Raw genomic sequence first — 13,651 nt, 5'->3', positions numbered from 1 at the left:
TCCGTACCGCGCGAACACCAGTTCACCGCTGCTTCCCGGACTGCCCGCCGAGCGTGCGGGAGCGGGGTTCGCACGCTCCACTGTCTGTCTGGGAACGGTCTACTACCAGAGCTCGTTCACGATGGTCTCGGCGTCCTCGACCTGGTGCTGGTAGCGGTCGGGGTAGGCCGAGCGCTGCACATCCTGGGCGACCTCACCGAGCGGCTCGTCGTCCCAGCTGCCGTCGGGGTGTACGCGGTCCAGCTCGTCGTAGAAGGCGTTGGTGGCCCAGGTGGGGTCGAGCCGCTGCTCCTGGGAGCCATAGTGGTCGCGCTGCTGGAACAGGCCGACGCTGTCGCGGTCGCCCCAGTCGAGGTTGTCCAGGTGGGTCTCGACGATGGAGGTGGCGACCGCCATGGTGGCGGCTTCCTCACCCAGGTCGCGCTCCTGCGCCGCCTCGACCATCGCGCGGGCGTTGTCGACGTGCTCCTCGGTCATGTTGCCGGCCATGTCGTCGTTCAGCTTGTCGTTGAGAGTGGCGGCGAGCTCCTTGTCGGAGGTCGTGTCCGCGGCGGCCACGCCCGGACCGGCCAGGAGGAGTCCGCCGGTGATGAGCAGGCTGGAGGTCGCGGTAAACGTCAGCTTGGGTATCGATCGCATAAAGTTCACGCATGCAATGTATGCGCTGGTCAAAGCTTTGGACAGTGTTTGAAACCACTTCGCAGGGGTGGGAAAGACAACACCAAGTCCGAGCAACCTCTGGGCCATCACCGGCGGGACCAGCGCGAGCGTGACCGGGATGGTGCCCCCTGGTGGCGGTTCTGGCGGCGCCGACCGCTGGAAGACGGGCCTTCCTGCGGCCAGAACAAACCTTGGGACACGAAGCCCGCCGCCTGGCAGACTCACCTGCCATGGGCAAGATCTACGACACCATCGACGCGCGGTTGACGCGCTTCCTCCTCGACCAGCCGGTGTTCTTCGTCGGCAGCGCGCCCCTGGCGGGCGACGGTCACGTCAACGTCTCCCCCAAGGGCATGAGCGGCACTTTCGCCGTCCTCGGTGAACACCAGGTCGCCTACCTCGACTACACCGGATCGGGCGCGGAGACCATCGCGCACCTGCGTGAGAACGGGCGCGTCACGATGATGTTCTGCGCGTTCGGCGGACCGCCGAAGATCGTCCGCCTGCACGGCCGCGGACGCGTCGTCCTCCCCACCGACCCCGACTTCGACGGACTACGGTCCCACTTCCCCAAAGAGCGCGTTCAGGGCCAGCGCGCCGTCATCGTGGTCGACGTGCACCGCGTCTCCGACTCCTGCGGGTTCTCGGTTCCGCTCATGGACCTGCGCGGCGACCGCGACCTCCTGGACCGCTACCACGAACGCCACGACACCGACTACTTCGACGAGTACCACCTCACCCGCAACGCCACCAGCATCGACGGACTGCCCGCCCTGCCCGGGATGTGAGGAACGACGGGACAGGACCCGGCGGTCGGCTTCCCAGGCCTTCGGGGCCGAGAGGCCGCCGGCTCGGTCAGACCCGAGGCGGCCGGCCGCTCCCCCGACCGTCAGACGGGGCGGGTCGGCCTTTCCTCATCCCGGTCCTGGTCGTGGTCGACGTGTCCGTGCAGGTCGCGGTGGGCCAGGTCCACGGTGTGCCCGCGGCCGCGCAGGCGTTCGGCCACGTCACGGGCCACGGTGGGAGCGCGGTGCTCACCGCCGGAGCATCCCACGGCCAGGACCACGTCCTCGGTGCCCGGCCCGGCGACGAGGGCCTCGGTGGCCGCGACCAGAGCCTCGGTCAGGGCGCTGACACCGGGGGTGGCCAGGACGTGCTCGCGCACGCGGGCGTCGGGAAAAACCAGGTCCGGCAGGTGTGGGGCGGGATTGAGGAAGTGGTCGCGAAGGTCGGCGACCAGGTGGGCGTCGTCGGGGGCGTCACCGTGGAGGTAACCGAAGCTGATGACGTGGAGGGCCTGCACAGTGGGTCCTTGGGGTTGTCGGTGTCTGGAACCGGGGTCTGGCACCCCGAGGGGCCGGGTGGGTTTCACCCGCATCGCGGGGGGTGCGGGACGGGCGGAGCCGTCACCGGGTGGGCTCGGACGGTTTCGGGCCCACGCTCGAAGGGTGGCACGGGCGGGCCCCGTAACACCCCGCTCCGCTCTACGCCGGTCGCCAGTCGCCGGGTGCGGAGCGGCCGGTGGGTCAGGACTGCCCGGCGTGGGTGGAGAGGTCGAGCTGGACCCAGGCGATGTCGTGCCAGGCGTCGAACTTTCGGCCCGCCTTCCGCATGACGCCGACGTCCTCGAAGCCCAGGGACCGGTGTAGGCCCAGGCTGGCGTCGTTGGGCAGGCTCATGCAGGCGATGGCGGTGTGCATGCCGCGTTCGGCCAGGCGGGGCAGCAGTGCCCGGTAGAGGGTGCGGCCCGCGCCGGTGCGGCGGCGGCCGGCCCGGAGGTAGACGCTGACCTCGCATGTCCACCGGTAGGCGTCCCGGGGGCGGAAGGGGCCGCCGTAGGCGTAACCCGCGACTCCCTCCAGGTCCTGGAGGACGATCCAGGCGTGTCGTTCCTGGGCCGCGTCGATCCGGTCGGCCATCTGCCCTGCGGTGGGCGGCTCGTACTCGAAGGTGATCGCGGTGTCGGTGACGTAGGGCGCGTAGACCGCCGCGCACGCCTCGGCGTCCGCCCGGGTCGCGTCGCGGACGGTGAGGGTCGGCATCGAACTCATGTCAACCATAGTAGGCGTCGATGTCTTCTATAATGAACACATGAGCGACGACCTGGGCACGGCCCTCGCCCTGGCCCTGCAGGAGCTGCGCCAGGCCCGCGGGCTGAGCGGAGGCGCCCTGGCCGAGCGTTCCGGTGTCTCCCGGGGCATGATCAGCCGGATCGAGAACGGCGACGTCCAGCCCACCGCCGCGTTGCTGGGCCGCCTGTCCGCCGCGCTGGGCATCACCCTGTCGGAGCTGATCGCCTTCGCCGAACAGGGCGACCGGCGCCTGGCCCGTGCGCATGAGCAGCCCGTGTGGACCGATCCGGAGACGGGGTACCGGCGGCGCGCGGTCTCGCCCGCGGCCGGTGGACCGCTCGAGCTGGTGGAGGTCGAACTGCCCCCGGGCGCACGGGTGGCCTTCCCCGTGGAGGCCTACACCTTCACCCACCACCAGATCTGGGTGCTGGAGGGCACGCTCGCCTTCTCCGAGGGAGGTGTCGAGCACGTGCTGGGCACGGGCGACTGCCTGCACCTGGGCCCGCCCGAGCCGTGCGAGTACCGCAACCCGGCCGGAGAGCCCTGCCGCTACCTGGTGGCCGTCGCCCGCCGCCAGGCCTGAACCGGCCCCGGCGTGGTCGGACCGGAGGCGGTTCAGCCGTTCGGTCCGGTCAGGGCGGCCAGGAACACCGGTCGCTGGTCGGCCAGCCAGGCCTGACGGCGGTCCCATCGTTCCCACCCACCCAGACGTTCCAGGTCGCGGACGAAGAGCCCGTCACCGCTCTCGACCCGCCCGGCCACGAAGGCGCGTGCGACGGCGGTGTACTGCTCGACCACCCCGGGCAGGGAGTGGCGCTCGTCGAAGGAGAGCCCGTAGGCGTCGGCGAGAACGCGCAACCGCCGGGGGACGTCGAGCCCTTCGCGCGGTGTCCCGGCCGCCGACACGGGATCGAGTGCGGGCACCAGGTAGTAGGCCAGGGCCGCCACGTCCCAGACCGGGCGGCCCGGTGCGGCCAGGTCGAAGTCGATCAGGGCCGCCGCCCGGCCTCGGCGGAAGACGACGTTCTCCAGGCACGGGTCGTTGTGGCACAGGACCGGTCCGCCCTCGGGGTCGGCCAGGTCGCGCGACCAGGGGGCCGTGGTGTCCACGGGTACGCGCGCGGCGCCCTCGTGGTAGCGGTGCAGCAGCTCGGCGGTCGAGCGCAGGGCCTGTTCGCTCATCGCCCACGCGGGAAAGGGTGGCAGCGCCACGTCGCCCTCGACGAAGCCGAGCTCCTCGCGGCCGTCGTCGCGCAGCCGGAGCGGGACGGGTGCGCCGTCGAACCCTGCCCGGGCCAGGGACCGCAGGTGGGCATGGATGGCGGGGGAGGCGGGGGTGGCCGTGCGCACGACGCGGTCGCCGTGGCGGAAGACGGTGTTCATCATGCCGCCGGTGAGCGGTCGGCCCTTCTCCTCGGCCGGGTCGCCGGGGTCACTGGAGTGGGTCATCGTTCTCCGTCGCTCTCGGAAAGAGGCGGGACAGGGGAAGAGCGGGATAAGGGTATGAGATGACAAGGGTGGTTTTGCGCGTTTTCCCTGGTGAAAGCGGCAAAAACAACGGGGCGTTTTTCCGCCCAACCGCACCCGCACCTGTGTTCGTCCCGCTACCGTGAGACCGGAAAAGGAAAACCCGGTCGGTGCTGACAACACCGAGCCGGGTTGTGGCCGCCTGCCTGCGCGAGCAGGAGAGCGGCCCACCGCTTCCCTGAAGACACCAGGAAAGCAGCTCACCATCTCCCTGCAAACCCAGGAAGACAGCGCATGCCGCAGTCTAGCGTTTCCGGCCCTGCCGTAGCAGCGATATCGAACATGTCGCGCGTCGAAGTCGCGCACGAGGCACCGCTGTCGCCCGCCCCGACCCACCTCTCGCCCCGCAAGCGTCCCCGAAAGAGCATGAGCGGTGTCAGGTTCAGGCCCGGCCTGTGGGTCGTCGACGCCCTCAAGGCCGGGCACATGCCCAGCGCCAGCGCGCACACCGTCGCCACGGTCATCGCCGACGCCGCCGACGCCGACGGCCGCTGGTGTTTTCTGTACCTGGAAACGATCGTCGACCGCTGCGGCGGGACCGTCAGCCTGCCCACGGTCAAGCGGGTGATCGACGAACTCGTACGAAAAGGACTGGTCCGCAAACTGTCGCCGTCGCAGAAGCGGGAGTTCTTCCACGAAAGCGTCGCGTCGAAGAGCATGTGGAAGGAACGCCTGCCGTCGGTGCTGGAGTTGATGATCCCCGCCAGCGCTTTTCCGTCGGCGGAACTGAGGAAGATCAACCGGATACGTGCGTCGCTGGGGGAGGAGCCGCTGACCGAGCGTTCCCGCCCGCGCCCGGAGGTGGAGGAGGGGGCTCACCGTGAGTCCGGTGCCAGCTCACGACGAGCTACAGACGTTTCCCCTAAGAACCCTTCCCCGAACAAACCCGGTCCGTCCGTCCGTGGGAGCTCAGGCACAGCTCGCGCGCCCGCGCGCGAGGCACCGGACGGACACGACGTCGGCGGTGGTGGCGGTGAAGTGCGGCGGGAGCCGAGCGGCAGGGCCTTGGAGCTCTTGTCCCGCGTTCCCGACGCGGTCCTGCGCAACCCCGGCCCGGACCGGGCTGCGCTGGCCCACGCCGTGGACCGGCTCATCGCGCAGGGGCTGACCCAGGAGGAGCTCGTCGCGCTCCTGGGCGGCCTTCACGCCTCGCGCCGCCCCTTCGCCGCGCTCATGCGTCGTCTCAAAAGCCCGGAGGACGCACGCGCCTTCCTCGACGGCCACCTGGGCGCGGGCGTCCATCGCCCTGCGGAACGCGCCTCGCCCCCGGGCCTGGGCGGGATCCCCCTGCCCCGTTGCGGCGAGAACGGCTTCGACGTGGAGGGCGGGGACATGTTCGCCCGGCCCATGGAGTTCGTGGTCGACGCGCAGGGTACGGCGCCGCGCACCTGCCCCGACCACCCGGGCGTACGCAACGTCCCAGGCGGGACCTGCCGTGTGTGCGGCAGAACGTGTCGGTCCGTGCCCGGCGAGATCCTGCATCCGCCTGCCCCCGCTGTCGCCGCACCGGCACCACCGGCCGAGGTGTCCGCCCCCGAACACGCCTGCGGCGTCCCCGCTGAGGAGACGGAGACCGATCCTGCGGTGTTGGAGCTGATACGGGCCTCCCTCACACCGCCATGCCATGAGGATCCCCGCCCTGTTCGTCCCGCTCGTACCGCCAAGCGCCTGCCCACCGCCGGGGCGCGTGCGGCGGTGGACACCGTGCGCGAGCAACTGGCCCGTCTCCGACCTCGGGAGCCGGGGTGAGGCCTGGTCACGGCCTCACCGCGCCGGTGCGAGCAGGACCGGAACCGGATACGTCGGAGGTTTTCCCCACGCGTGAGTGGGGATGCGCTGGTATGGGCGCGCCATATGGCGGAAACACCCGCGCAACACAGCCTCGAAGCGGGCGACCGCATCCGGACTTCGCTGACATCTCCCGCGAGCTGGAGGGATTCCCGTCCCGGTAGAGCGTGAGCCGGTCTGGCGCATGCTGGGCCACAAGATTTATGTTCATATCGAGGTAATACACTCCTAACACAGCCACGGCCCGCAGGCGTGAGGACCTCAGAGCCTCGGGTCATCCGACGCATGGCGCCAGCGTGCGCGTTTTTCGAGGTTCCCGACACAACGGCGTGTGGGGTGCCCGTTCCACATGAGCCGAAAGGAACGCCACCCATGCCCTTCTCCTCCGAGGCACGCCGAGACCACCACCCCGGGGTCCGGTCGGCCTATGAGCACATGGCTCGCCGCAACCCCGACGAGCCGGAGTTCCAGCAGGCGGTCCTGGAGGTCCTGGACGACCTCTCACCTGCCCTGACCAGGCATCCCGAGTACGCCGAACAGCGCATCCTGGAGCGCCTGTGCGAGCCCGAGCGCCAGCTCATGTTCCGGGTGCCCTGGCGCGACGACCAGGGACAGGTGCACATCAACCGGGGCTTTCGGGTGGAGTTCAACAGCGCGCTGGGCCCCTACAAGGGCGGCCTGCGTTTCCACCCCAGCGTCGACCTGGGCGTGATCAAGTTCCTGGGCTTCGAGCAGATCTTCAAGAACGCGCTGACCGGTATGAACATCGGCGGCGGCAAGGGCGGCAGCGACTTCGACCCCAAGGGGCGCTCGGACGCGGAGATCGAGCGGTTCTGCCAGTCGTTCATGACCGAGCTGCACCGCCACCTGGGCGAGCACACCGACGTCCCGGCCGGAGACATCGGCGTGGGCGCCCGCGAGATCGGCTACCTGTTCGGCCAGTACCGGCGCCTGGCCAACCGGTGGGAGGCCGGAGTGATCACCGGCAAGGGCCTGGAGTGGGGCGGCTCGCGGGTGCGTACCGAGGCCACGGGGTACGGCAGCGTGCTGTTCACCCAGCGCATGCTGGAGCGTGTGGGCAAGGCGCTGGACGGACAGCGCGTGGTGGTCTCCGGATCGGGCAACGTGGCGATCTACTCGGTGGAGAAGGCCCAGCAGCTGGGCGCCACCGTGGTGGCCTGCTCCGACTCCGCCGGTTACGTGGTCGACGACAAGGGCCTGGACCTGGATCTGCTCAAGCAGATCAAGGAGGTCGAGCGTGAGCGGATCAGCGTCTACGCCGAGCGGCGCGTCGGCGCCCGCTACGTGGAGGGCGGCAGTGTGTGGGACGTGCCCTGTGACGTGGCGCTTCCCTCGGCCACCCAGAACGAGTTGGACGCCGAGGCGGCACGGGTTCTGGTGCGCAACGGGGTGATCGCGGTGGCGGAGGGCGCGAACATGCCCACCACTCCGGAGGCGGTCCAGGTATTGCGTGAGGCGAAGGTGCTGTTCGGGCCGGGCAAGGCGGCCAACGCCGGGGGTGTGGCCACCAGCGTGCTGGAGATGCGCCAGAACGCACGGCGGACCTCGTGGTCGTTCCAGCACGCCGAGTCCGAGTTGGCCGAGACGATGGCCGACATCCACGACCGCTGCGAGGAGGCGGCCGAGCGCTACGGGACCCCGGGCGACTACGTGCTGGGCGCGAACGTGGCCGGGTTCGAGCGGGTGGCGGGCGCGATGCTCGCCCAGGGGCTGATCTAGCAGGGCCTGCCACGGCCGGGGCGCTGACGAGGGCGCCCCGGGCTCAGCCGTGCTCCAGCCGGTATCCGCCGGCCGGCGCGCGCCGAGTGTGGCGGCCGACCGGCGGTGCTGTCCGCGGTCGGCCGCCGTGTGGGTTCTAGGTCCTCACCACAGGTGGTGGACCTGGGGGCGGATGAGCTCGTCGTAGATCTCACGGACCCGGGCGTGTGTGGCGGCGTCCAGCGGGGGCAGCTCGGCGGCGGCCGCGTTGCCGTGTGCCTGGTCGGCGTTGCGGGCACCGGGGATGACGACGCTGACACCCTCCTGGTCCAGGATCCAGCGCAGTGCGAACTGGGCCATGGTGGCGCCCTCGGGCACCAGCGGGCGCACGCGCTCGACCGCCTTCAGACCGGTGGCGTAGTCCACGCCGGAGAAGGTCTCGCCCTTGTCGAAGGCCTGGCCCTCCCGGTTGAAGTTGCGGTGGTCGTCCTCACCGAAGGAGGTGTCGGCGGTGAACTTGCCCGACAGCAGGCCGCTGGCCAGGGGGACGCGCGCGATGATGCCGACACCGGCCTCGCGGGCGGCGGGCAGGACCCGCTCCAGGGGCTTGTGCCGGAAGGCGTTGAGGATGATCTGGACGGTGGCGACGTTGGGGCGGGCGATCGCGGCCAGGGCCTCCTCGCAGGTCTCCACCGAGACGCCGTAGGCGCGCATGCGGCCCTCCTCGACCATGGCGTCCAGGTCGTCGAAGACGGCGCCGGTGTCGATGACCCGCGCGGGCGGGCAGTGCAGCTGGACGAGGTCGATGGTGTCCACGCCCAGGTTCTCGCGGGAGCGGTCGTTCCAGGCGCGGAAGTTGTCGGGGCTGTAGTTCTCGGGAACCTGGTTGGCGCGGCGGCCCATCTTGGTGGCCACGGTGATGCCCGGGCGTTCCTTGAGCAGCTGGCCGACGAACTGCTCGCTGCGGCCGTCGCCGTAGACGTCGGCGGTGTCGAAGAAGGTGACACCGGCGTCGGCGGCCGCGTGCAGGGCGGCCAGGGCGTCGGTCTCGCTGACCTCCTCCCCCCAGGAGGCTCCGATCTGCCAGGCGCCGAAACCGACGACGCCGACGTTCTTGCTGGTGCGGCCAAGTACGCGTGTTTCCATAGGGTCGATCCTAAGCCCTTGGGAGCGCTCCCAAATGCACATGGTCCGATGATCCCAACTCGGCATCCGGGCCGCTCGGAGTGCGAACGCGGGCCGGATCGCTCCGGGTGGGCGGAGGGGCCCGTGTGCGGCGCCGGAGGCCGCACCGTGCCGTGGAGCGCCGTGTCGGCGACGTTCACCCGACCGCTACCACTGGTCACAGTGAGTTCACAGCACGTTACCCGCGGGCGGTTACCTTCACTGCGTCAGCTTCCCCCTGGCAGAAAGGCACCGCCTTGTCCCGCTTCGCTGCCCGCCGCACCCTCGCCCTGTTCGGCACCACCCTGCTGGCCCTGACCACCGCCGCGACCGCCGCACCGACCGCGGCTGCGGCCACCACACCCGAGCGCGTGGTCCTGTCACCCACCGCCGCCCCCTCCACCTCCCAGACCCTGACCTGGCGCTCGGACACCTCGAACACTCCCACCCTGCAGATCGCACCGGCCGCCGACCCCGGCCAGGTCACCGCGGTGGAGGGCACCAACACCTCCTCGGTCCGCGGCACCTTCCACGCCGCCACCGCCACCGGCCTGAGCCCCGACACCGCCTATCGCTACCGCATCGGCGACGGCTCCTCCTTCAGCCCCTGGCGCACCTTCACCACCGCAGCGCAGGGGGCCGAGCCCTTCACCTTCCTCTACTTCGGAGACGTCCAGAACGGCATCTCCACCGGCGCCGCCCCCGTGGTACGGGCCGCGCTGGAGGCCGAACCCGACGCGGAGCTAGCAGTGCACTCCGGAGACCTCATCAACTCCGCCAACAGCGAGTCGGAGTGGAGCGAGTGGTTCGACGCCTTCGGCCCGGAGACCACCGGCACCATCAACCACATCACCACCCCCGGCAACCACGAGTACTCCCTGTTCTCCCTGAGCCGTTACTGGGCCCCGCAGTTCCCCGGCGCCGGCAACGGGCCCACGAGCGGCACCCACCTGCCCCAGACCGTCTACCACACCGACTACCAGGGCGTGCGGTTCATCGCCTTGAACTCCAACTACCGCAACGCCGCCCCGCTGAGCAGCACCTCCTGGCTGGCCACCCAGCAGCGCTGGCTGGAGCAGGCCCTGGCCGACAACCCCCACGAGTGGGCGGTCGTCACCTTCCACCACCCGGTCTTCTCCAACAGCCCCAGCCGTGACAACGGCCCCTTGCGCCGCTCCTGGCTGCAGACCCTGGAGGAGTACGACGTCGACCTCGTCCTGCAGGGCCACGACCACTCCTACGCGCGCGGCAACCTGACCGCCAACCGCACCGGCGACCCGGCCGTGCAGACCGGTCCGGTCTACACCGTCGCGGTGACCGGCACCAAGATGTACGACGTCTCCGACGACAACTGGACCGGCAACGGCGCCGAGGCGCGCGTGCAGATGGCCGACACCCAGACCTTCCAGACCATTGAGGTCGACGGCGACGACCTGTACTACACCGCCCGCACCGCGGACGGGACCGTCGTGGACTCCTTCACCATCGACAAGAGCGACGGCAAGCGCGTCACCGACACGTTCTGACCTCATCACGGTGGTGCCCCCAGTAGGTCGGGGGCACCGCCCGTGCTTCAGGGCTCCGCTCCGGTCGACGGCCTGGGCCCGAACCGCTCACGGTAGGCCGAGGGGCTGGTCCCGGTCTGGGCGCGCAGGTCGGCGGTGCCGCCCAGACCGCTGGTACGGGCGATCACCTCCGGTCCCAAGCCACCCGCCTCGATCAGGCGGCATGCCGGAAGCACCCGCTCCGAGCGCAGCCAGGACAGCGGAGCCGTGCCCAGTCCCGGCCCGGAAGCGGCGGTGCAGGGTCGCGGTGCTGACCGGGGGGCCGGGGTGTCTCTCACCGCGCCAGGCTGGATCGCGCGGGCGGGGGGAGGCCCGGTTCCGGGGCTGTGGACGACCCGCCGCACGGGGACGGCCATGCCTTCGAGCCACCGCGTCGCGCTCTGTCGTGTCGCGGTTCCTGTACCGACCGGCACCGCATCGGAGTTCACCGCGGTGGCCCGGCCTCCTCCTGAGCTCAGGTGTCCCGGACGCCAACGGCTTCGCGCCCGGGACACCATCCGTCAGGTAATGGTTACAGACTGATCCACTTGTGGGAGGAGATGTTGTTGTCCAGCACCTCGCCCGAACCCCTCCCGGTGTTCGCGTCGAAGGTCCACTGGCGAAGGTTGTTGAGGACCACACCGTTGTGCACACCCCGGTAGGCGCCGGAGTGGTTGAGTCCCCAGTAGACCCGCACGTCGTCGTGGCCACCCGGGTAACCGTTGTTCCACAGCGAGGAGACCTCGTTGCGGCACTTCCCCCAGTGCGAGGAGTAACCCTCCCACGAGGCGCAGTGGCGGCTGAGGTTGAAGTCGTAGTAGACGTGCAGCTTGCCGTCGGCGGCCGCCGAGAGCGGGACCGTGGGCCCGGCTTCGGCGGCCTGTGCGGCGGGGGCGTTCATCACGGCCACGGCGGCGACCGCCATGGCGAGGGCCATCACGCGTTTGGTCTTCACAGGTTCTCCATCTCGTGTGTTTCCTACTTCCTTCGGGAGCGGTGTTCACCCCCGGAGTTCACTGCCGCCCGCTCGTCCGCTCCGCCTCCTCGATGACGGAGCGGGCGCGGGGCAGGGCGTCCAACTGCAGCCGGAGCCTCGCCTCCACCGCGGAGCGGTGCCGCCGCTGCAGTTCCTCGCCGTGGTGCGCGTCCAGGTCCGCCGCCGTCGCGGCCAGTCCGGAGTCGAGGGCGCAGCGCGCCTCCGCCAGCGCGAGCCCGACCTCCTCCTCCCTGGGCAGCGGATCCTCCGGCGGAGGTAGCGCACCGCGGATCTCGGTCGGTGTGGCGTAGTCGTGCCCGGCGGCGCCCATGCACTCCGCCCACGGCCGGACGGCCTCCTGGTAGCGCGGGTCGCTGACGACGCGCTGGTAACGGATCTCGGGCAGGGTGTCGACGGTGGTCTCGGCCTGGAACCACGCCGGAAGGTCGTCGTAGAGCTCACGGTCGGCCCGTGACTGGCATCCCTGGTCGCTGCGGCCGAATTCCATCCCGTCGGGTGCCGTCGCCGTCAGCCCGACGGGACTGGGTCCGTTGGCGGCCCGCAGCGCGGCCGCCCTGCGCTCCTTCGGCAAATGGTCGAAATAGCGCTGGTTGGGGTCGTTCTCGTGCGATTCGGTCGCCTCGCGCTGAAGCTCGGACCCGTACCCGTGTTCGGCGGCCCAGTCCGGATCGTCGATGACGTAGCGGAATTCCCGGTCCTCGGAAGGGGAGCCCCCGGATACTATCCAGTATTCGAAACCGTGATTCCGCATGCATTCTCGGAGAAGGAGTTGTTCGGCCCGTTCCAAGGTGCCCTCCTCCTTCGGGGTGAGTGCGCGCACGGGGGCGTTCTCCGGATCGCGCCCGTCGAGGCAGGAGGCCGTGAAAAGCGTGGTCAGGGACACCAGGGCCGCGCCTGTGGCCAGAGCGGCCACGCGGTTCCTGTGGTATTTGTGGTGCGTTCCCGCCGCCGTCGTCCCCATGTCCCCTCCTTTGTTGTTCGCCCTTCAACGATTTCCCCTGTCAGGCTCGTTGGTTATTCTTCACCCTCGGCGCCGAACTCCGGTGTACGTTTTCCTTCGGACGACAACGTGACCAGATGATCCAGAAGTGCTGGAGAAGTCCGAAATGTCAAATAATAGTTCGGGGCTGCGCATCTATTTCAGCCGTGATGATCTCCTGCGAATTCGACTGACCGATTCCGCCGATCTGATGTGGGAGACCGTCAACAGCCTTCACCTGCTCCAGCACAGGGGCGGAGCGCTGTTCTTCGACCCGTGGCGCGACGCGGCCCGCAGGGCGCTGCTGGACGGCGGCGCCGGGGAGCGCGCACTGCGCTTCCTGTTGGCCCTGGCCCCGTACGCGAGCTACTGCCCGGACTTCCTCACTCCGGCCGACGCCGGACCCAGCCCCGACCTCAGCGTCGAGACCGTGCTGAGCACACCGGTCCCCCGGATCCGAGAGGAACTGCGCGTCCTGTCCGACCACGGCCATGCGTCTCCGGCACTCGGTCTCCTGGCCAGGGGCGGCCCCGACGCCATGCGCCTGCTCGGCCACGCCCTGCGTATCTACCACCGAGCCGCCCTCACACCGTTCTGGTCCCGGATCCGCGCCCACGTGCACGCGGATCTGATCCAGCGCGTTCGGACCCTGCGGGGCGGCGGCGCCGAAGCGCTCCTGTCCTCCTTGGGCCCTGAGGTGCGATGGAGGCCGCCGGTCCTGGAGGCCGACTATCCCTTCGACCGCGAACTCCACCTGAACGGGCGCGGCCTGCTCCTCACCCCGTCCTTCTTCTGCTGGGCCAGGCCCGTGATGCTCGCCGACCCGGAGCTGCCACCGGTACTCGTCTATCCGGTCGAGCGCAGTCTCGACTGGGCGCAGCGGACGCCACGGCCGACGAGTCTGGAGCCGCTGATCGGCTCCACCCGGTCCCGGCTCCTCGCGCTGGTGGCCGAGGGCGGGGTGTGCACCACTACCGGCCTCGCCCGCACGGCCACGGTCTCGCCCGCCACGGTGAGCAAGCACCTGAACGTGCTCCGCGAGGCCGGTCTGGTGCGCAGCCGACAGGAGGGGAAGTACGTCCTGCACGGTGTCACCGACCTCGGGCTGGACCTACTGCGCAGGTCCTGAGCACCGGGCGTGACAGGGGCCGGTTCCGTCGCACGCGGCGGGTTCGGCGAGTCGGAAAACCCGGTGACGTCG

Annotated in this window: 14 protein-coding genes; 6 read left to right on the top strand and 8 right to left on the bottom strand. The window is 70.2% G+C overall.

What is annotated here, in order from left to right; translation table 11 throughout:
* Positions 1-102: 102 nt before the first annotated feature.
* Positions 103-639 carry a hypothetical protein gene (locus FYX01_RS10585; protein WP_150240121.1) on the bottom strand — a complete coding sequence of 179 codons (537 nt, stop codon included), beginning with the start codon at positions 637-639 and terminating at the stop codon, positions 103-105.
* A 251-nt stretch (positions 640-890) separates the two neighbouring features.
* On the opposite strand from FYX01_RS10585, the gene FYX01_RS10580 reads away from it, so the two are divergent.
* Complete coding sequence (locus tag FYX01_RS10580) at positions 891-1,448, top strand: pyridoxamine 5'-phosphate oxidase family protein (RefSeq protein ID WP_150240007.1); 558 nt, start codon at positions 891-893, stop codon at positions 1,446-1,448.
* 101 nt (positions 1,449-1,549) lie between these two features.
* Here FYX01_RS10580 and FYX01_RS10575 read toward each other — a convergent pair whose 3' ends face one another.
* Together FYX01_RS10575 and FYX01_RS10570 are read right to left on the bottom strand one after the other, a co-directional pair.
* Positions 1,550-1,963, bottom strand: a complete 414-nt coding sequence (locus tag FYX01_RS10575) for a RapZ C-terminal domain-containing protein (RefSeq protein WP_223830392.1) — start codon at positions 1,961-1,963, stop codon at positions 1,550-1,552.
* Positions 1,964-2,186: 223 nt separating this feature from the next.
* Complete coding sequence (locus FYX01_RS10570) at positions 2,187-2,720, bottom strand: GNAT family N-acetyltransferase (RefSeq protein ID WP_150240003.1); 534 nt, start codon at positions 2,718-2,720, stop codon at positions 2,187-2,189.
* A gap of 31 nt (positions 2,721-2,751) precedes the next feature.
* Between FYX01_RS10570 and FYX01_RS10565 the strand changes: the two genes are divergently transcribed.
* Complete coding sequence (locus FYX01_RS10565; protein WP_150240001.1) at positions 2,752-3,315, top strand: helix-turn-helix domain-containing protein; 564 nt, start codon at positions 2,752-2,754, stop codon at positions 3,313-3,315.
* A gap of 32 nt (positions 3,316-3,347) precedes the next feature.
* On the opposite strand, the gene FYX01_RS10560 is transcribed toward FYX01_RS10565, so the two are convergent.
* The gene (locus FYX01_RS10560; RefSeq protein ID WP_150239999.1) at positions 3,348-4,181 is read right to left on the bottom strand and encodes a phosphotransferase family protein; all 834 of its coding nucleotides are present in this window, start codon (positions 4,179-4,181) and stop codon (positions 3,348-3,350) included.
* Positions 4,182-4,541: 360 nt separating this feature from the next.
* On the opposite strand from FYX01_RS10560, the gene FYX01_RS10555 reads away from it, so the two are divergent.
* On the top strand, positions 4,542-6,008 hold the full coding sequence (locus FYX01_RS10555; protein ID WP_150239997.1) for a helix-turn-helix domain-containing protein: 1,467 nt from the start codon (positions 4,542-4,544) through the stop codon (positions 6,006-6,008).
* 411 nt (positions 6,009-6,419) lie between these two features.
* A complete protein-coding gene (gene gdhA, locus FYX01_RS10550) occupies positions 6,420-7,787 on the top strand; it encodes an NADP-specific glutamate dehydrogenase (protein WP_150239995.1) in 1,368 nt (455 codons plus the stop codon).
* A 144-nt stretch (positions 7,788-7,931) separates the two neighbouring features.
* Here the strand turns inward: gdhA and FYX01_RS10545 are convergent, their stop codons facing one another.
* On the bottom strand, positions 7,932-8,912 hold the full coding sequence (locus FYX01_RS10545; RefSeq protein ID WP_150239993.1) for an aldo/keto reductase: 981 nt from the start codon (positions 8,910-8,912) through the stop codon (positions 7,932-7,934).
* Between the two features lie 275 nt (positions 8,913-9,187).
* Between FYX01_RS10545 and FYX01_RS10540 the strand changes: the two genes are divergently transcribed.
* Positions 9,188-10,456 carry a purple acid phosphatase family protein gene (locus FYX01_RS10540; RefSeq protein WP_150239991.1) on the top strand — a complete coding sequence of 423 codons (1,269 nt, stop codon included), beginning with the start codon at positions 9,188-9,190 and terminating at the stop codon, positions 10,454-10,456.
* 47 nt (positions 10,457-10,503) lie between these two features.
* On the opposite strand, the gene FYX01_RS10535 is transcribed toward FYX01_RS10540, so the two are convergent.
* The 3 genes from FYX01_RS10535 to FYX01_RS10525 all read right to left on the bottom strand — a co-directional run bounded on the left by FYX01_RS10535 (position 10,504) and on the right by FYX01_RS10525 (position 12,432).
* Entirely contained in the window at positions 10,504-10,773 is a 270-nt protein-coding gene (locus FYX01_RS10535; protein ID WP_394350448.1) for a hypothetical protein, read from the bottom strand.
* Between the two features lie 233 nt (positions 10,774-11,006).
* A complete protein-coding gene (locus tag FYX01_RS10530; RefSeq protein ID WP_150239989.1) occupies positions 11,007-11,429 on the bottom strand; it encodes a hypothetical protein in 423 nt (140 codons plus the stop codon).
* Between the two features lie 58 nt (positions 11,430-11,487).
* Positions 11,488-12,432, bottom strand: a complete 945-nt coding sequence (locus FYX01_RS10525; RefSeq protein WP_150239986.1) for a hypothetical protein — start codon at positions 12,430-12,432, stop codon at positions 11,488-11,490.
* 145 nt (positions 12,433-12,577) lie between these two features.
* Between FYX01_RS10525 and FYX01_RS10520 the strand changes: the two genes are divergently transcribed.
* Positions 12,578-13,579, top strand: a complete 1,002-nt coding sequence (locus FYX01_RS10520) for an ArsR/SmtB family transcription factor (protein WP_150239984.1) — start codon at positions 12,578-12,580, stop codon at positions 13,577-13,579.
* Positions 13,580-13,651: the final 72 nt, after the last annotated feature.

This window comes from Nocardiopsis quinghaiensis (assembly GCF_008638365.1).
Classification (GTDB): domain Bacteria; phylum Actinomycetota; class Actinomycetes; order Streptosporangiales; family Streptosporangiaceae; genus Nocardiopsis; species Nocardiopsis quinghaiensis.
This window is presented reverse-complemented; position numbering and strand designations above follow the sequence as displayed.

Bases quoted from the DNA above. Each gene is read 5' to 3' on its own strand.
- FYX01_RS10565 (WP_150240001.1), top strand. From the start codon at position 2,752: ATGAGCGACGACCTGGGCACGGCCCTCGCCCTGGCCCTGCAGGAGCTG.
- FYX01_RS10560 (WP_150239999.1), bottom strand. From the start codon at position 4,181: ATGACCCACTCCAGTGACCCCGGCGACCCGGCCGAGGAGAAGGGCCGA.
- FYX01_RS10555 (WP_150239997.1), top strand. From the start codon at position 4,542: ATGTCGCGCGTCGAAGTCGCGCACGAGGCACCGCTGTCGCCCGCCCCG.
- FYX01_RS10585 (WP_150240121.1), bottom strand. From the start codon at position 639: ATGCGATCGATACCCAAGCTGACGTTTACCGCGACCTCCAGCCTGCTC.
- FYX01_RS10580 (WP_150240007.1), top strand. From the start codon at position 891: ATGGGCAAGATCTACGACACCATCGACGCGCGGTTGACGCGCTTCCTC.
- FYX01_RS10570 (WP_150240003.1), bottom strand. From the start codon at position 2,720: ATGGTTGACATGAGTTCGATGCCGACCCTCACCGTCCGCGACGCGACC.
- FYX01_RS10545 (WP_150239993.1), bottom strand. From the start codon at position 8,912: ATGGAAACACGCGTACTTGGCCGCACCAGCAAGAACGTCGGCGTCGTC.
- FYX01_RS10520 (WP_150239984.1), top strand. From the start codon at position 12,578: ATGTCAAATAATAGTTCGGGGCTGCGCATCTATTTCAGCCGTGATGAT.
- FYX01_RS10525 (WP_150239986.1), bottom strand. From the start codon at position 12,432: ATGGGGACGACGGCGGCGGGAACGCACCACAAATACCACAGGAACCGC.
- gdhA (WP_150239995.1), top strand. From the start codon at position 6,420: ATGCCCTTCTCCTCCGAGGCACGCCGAGACCACCACCCCGGGGTCCGG.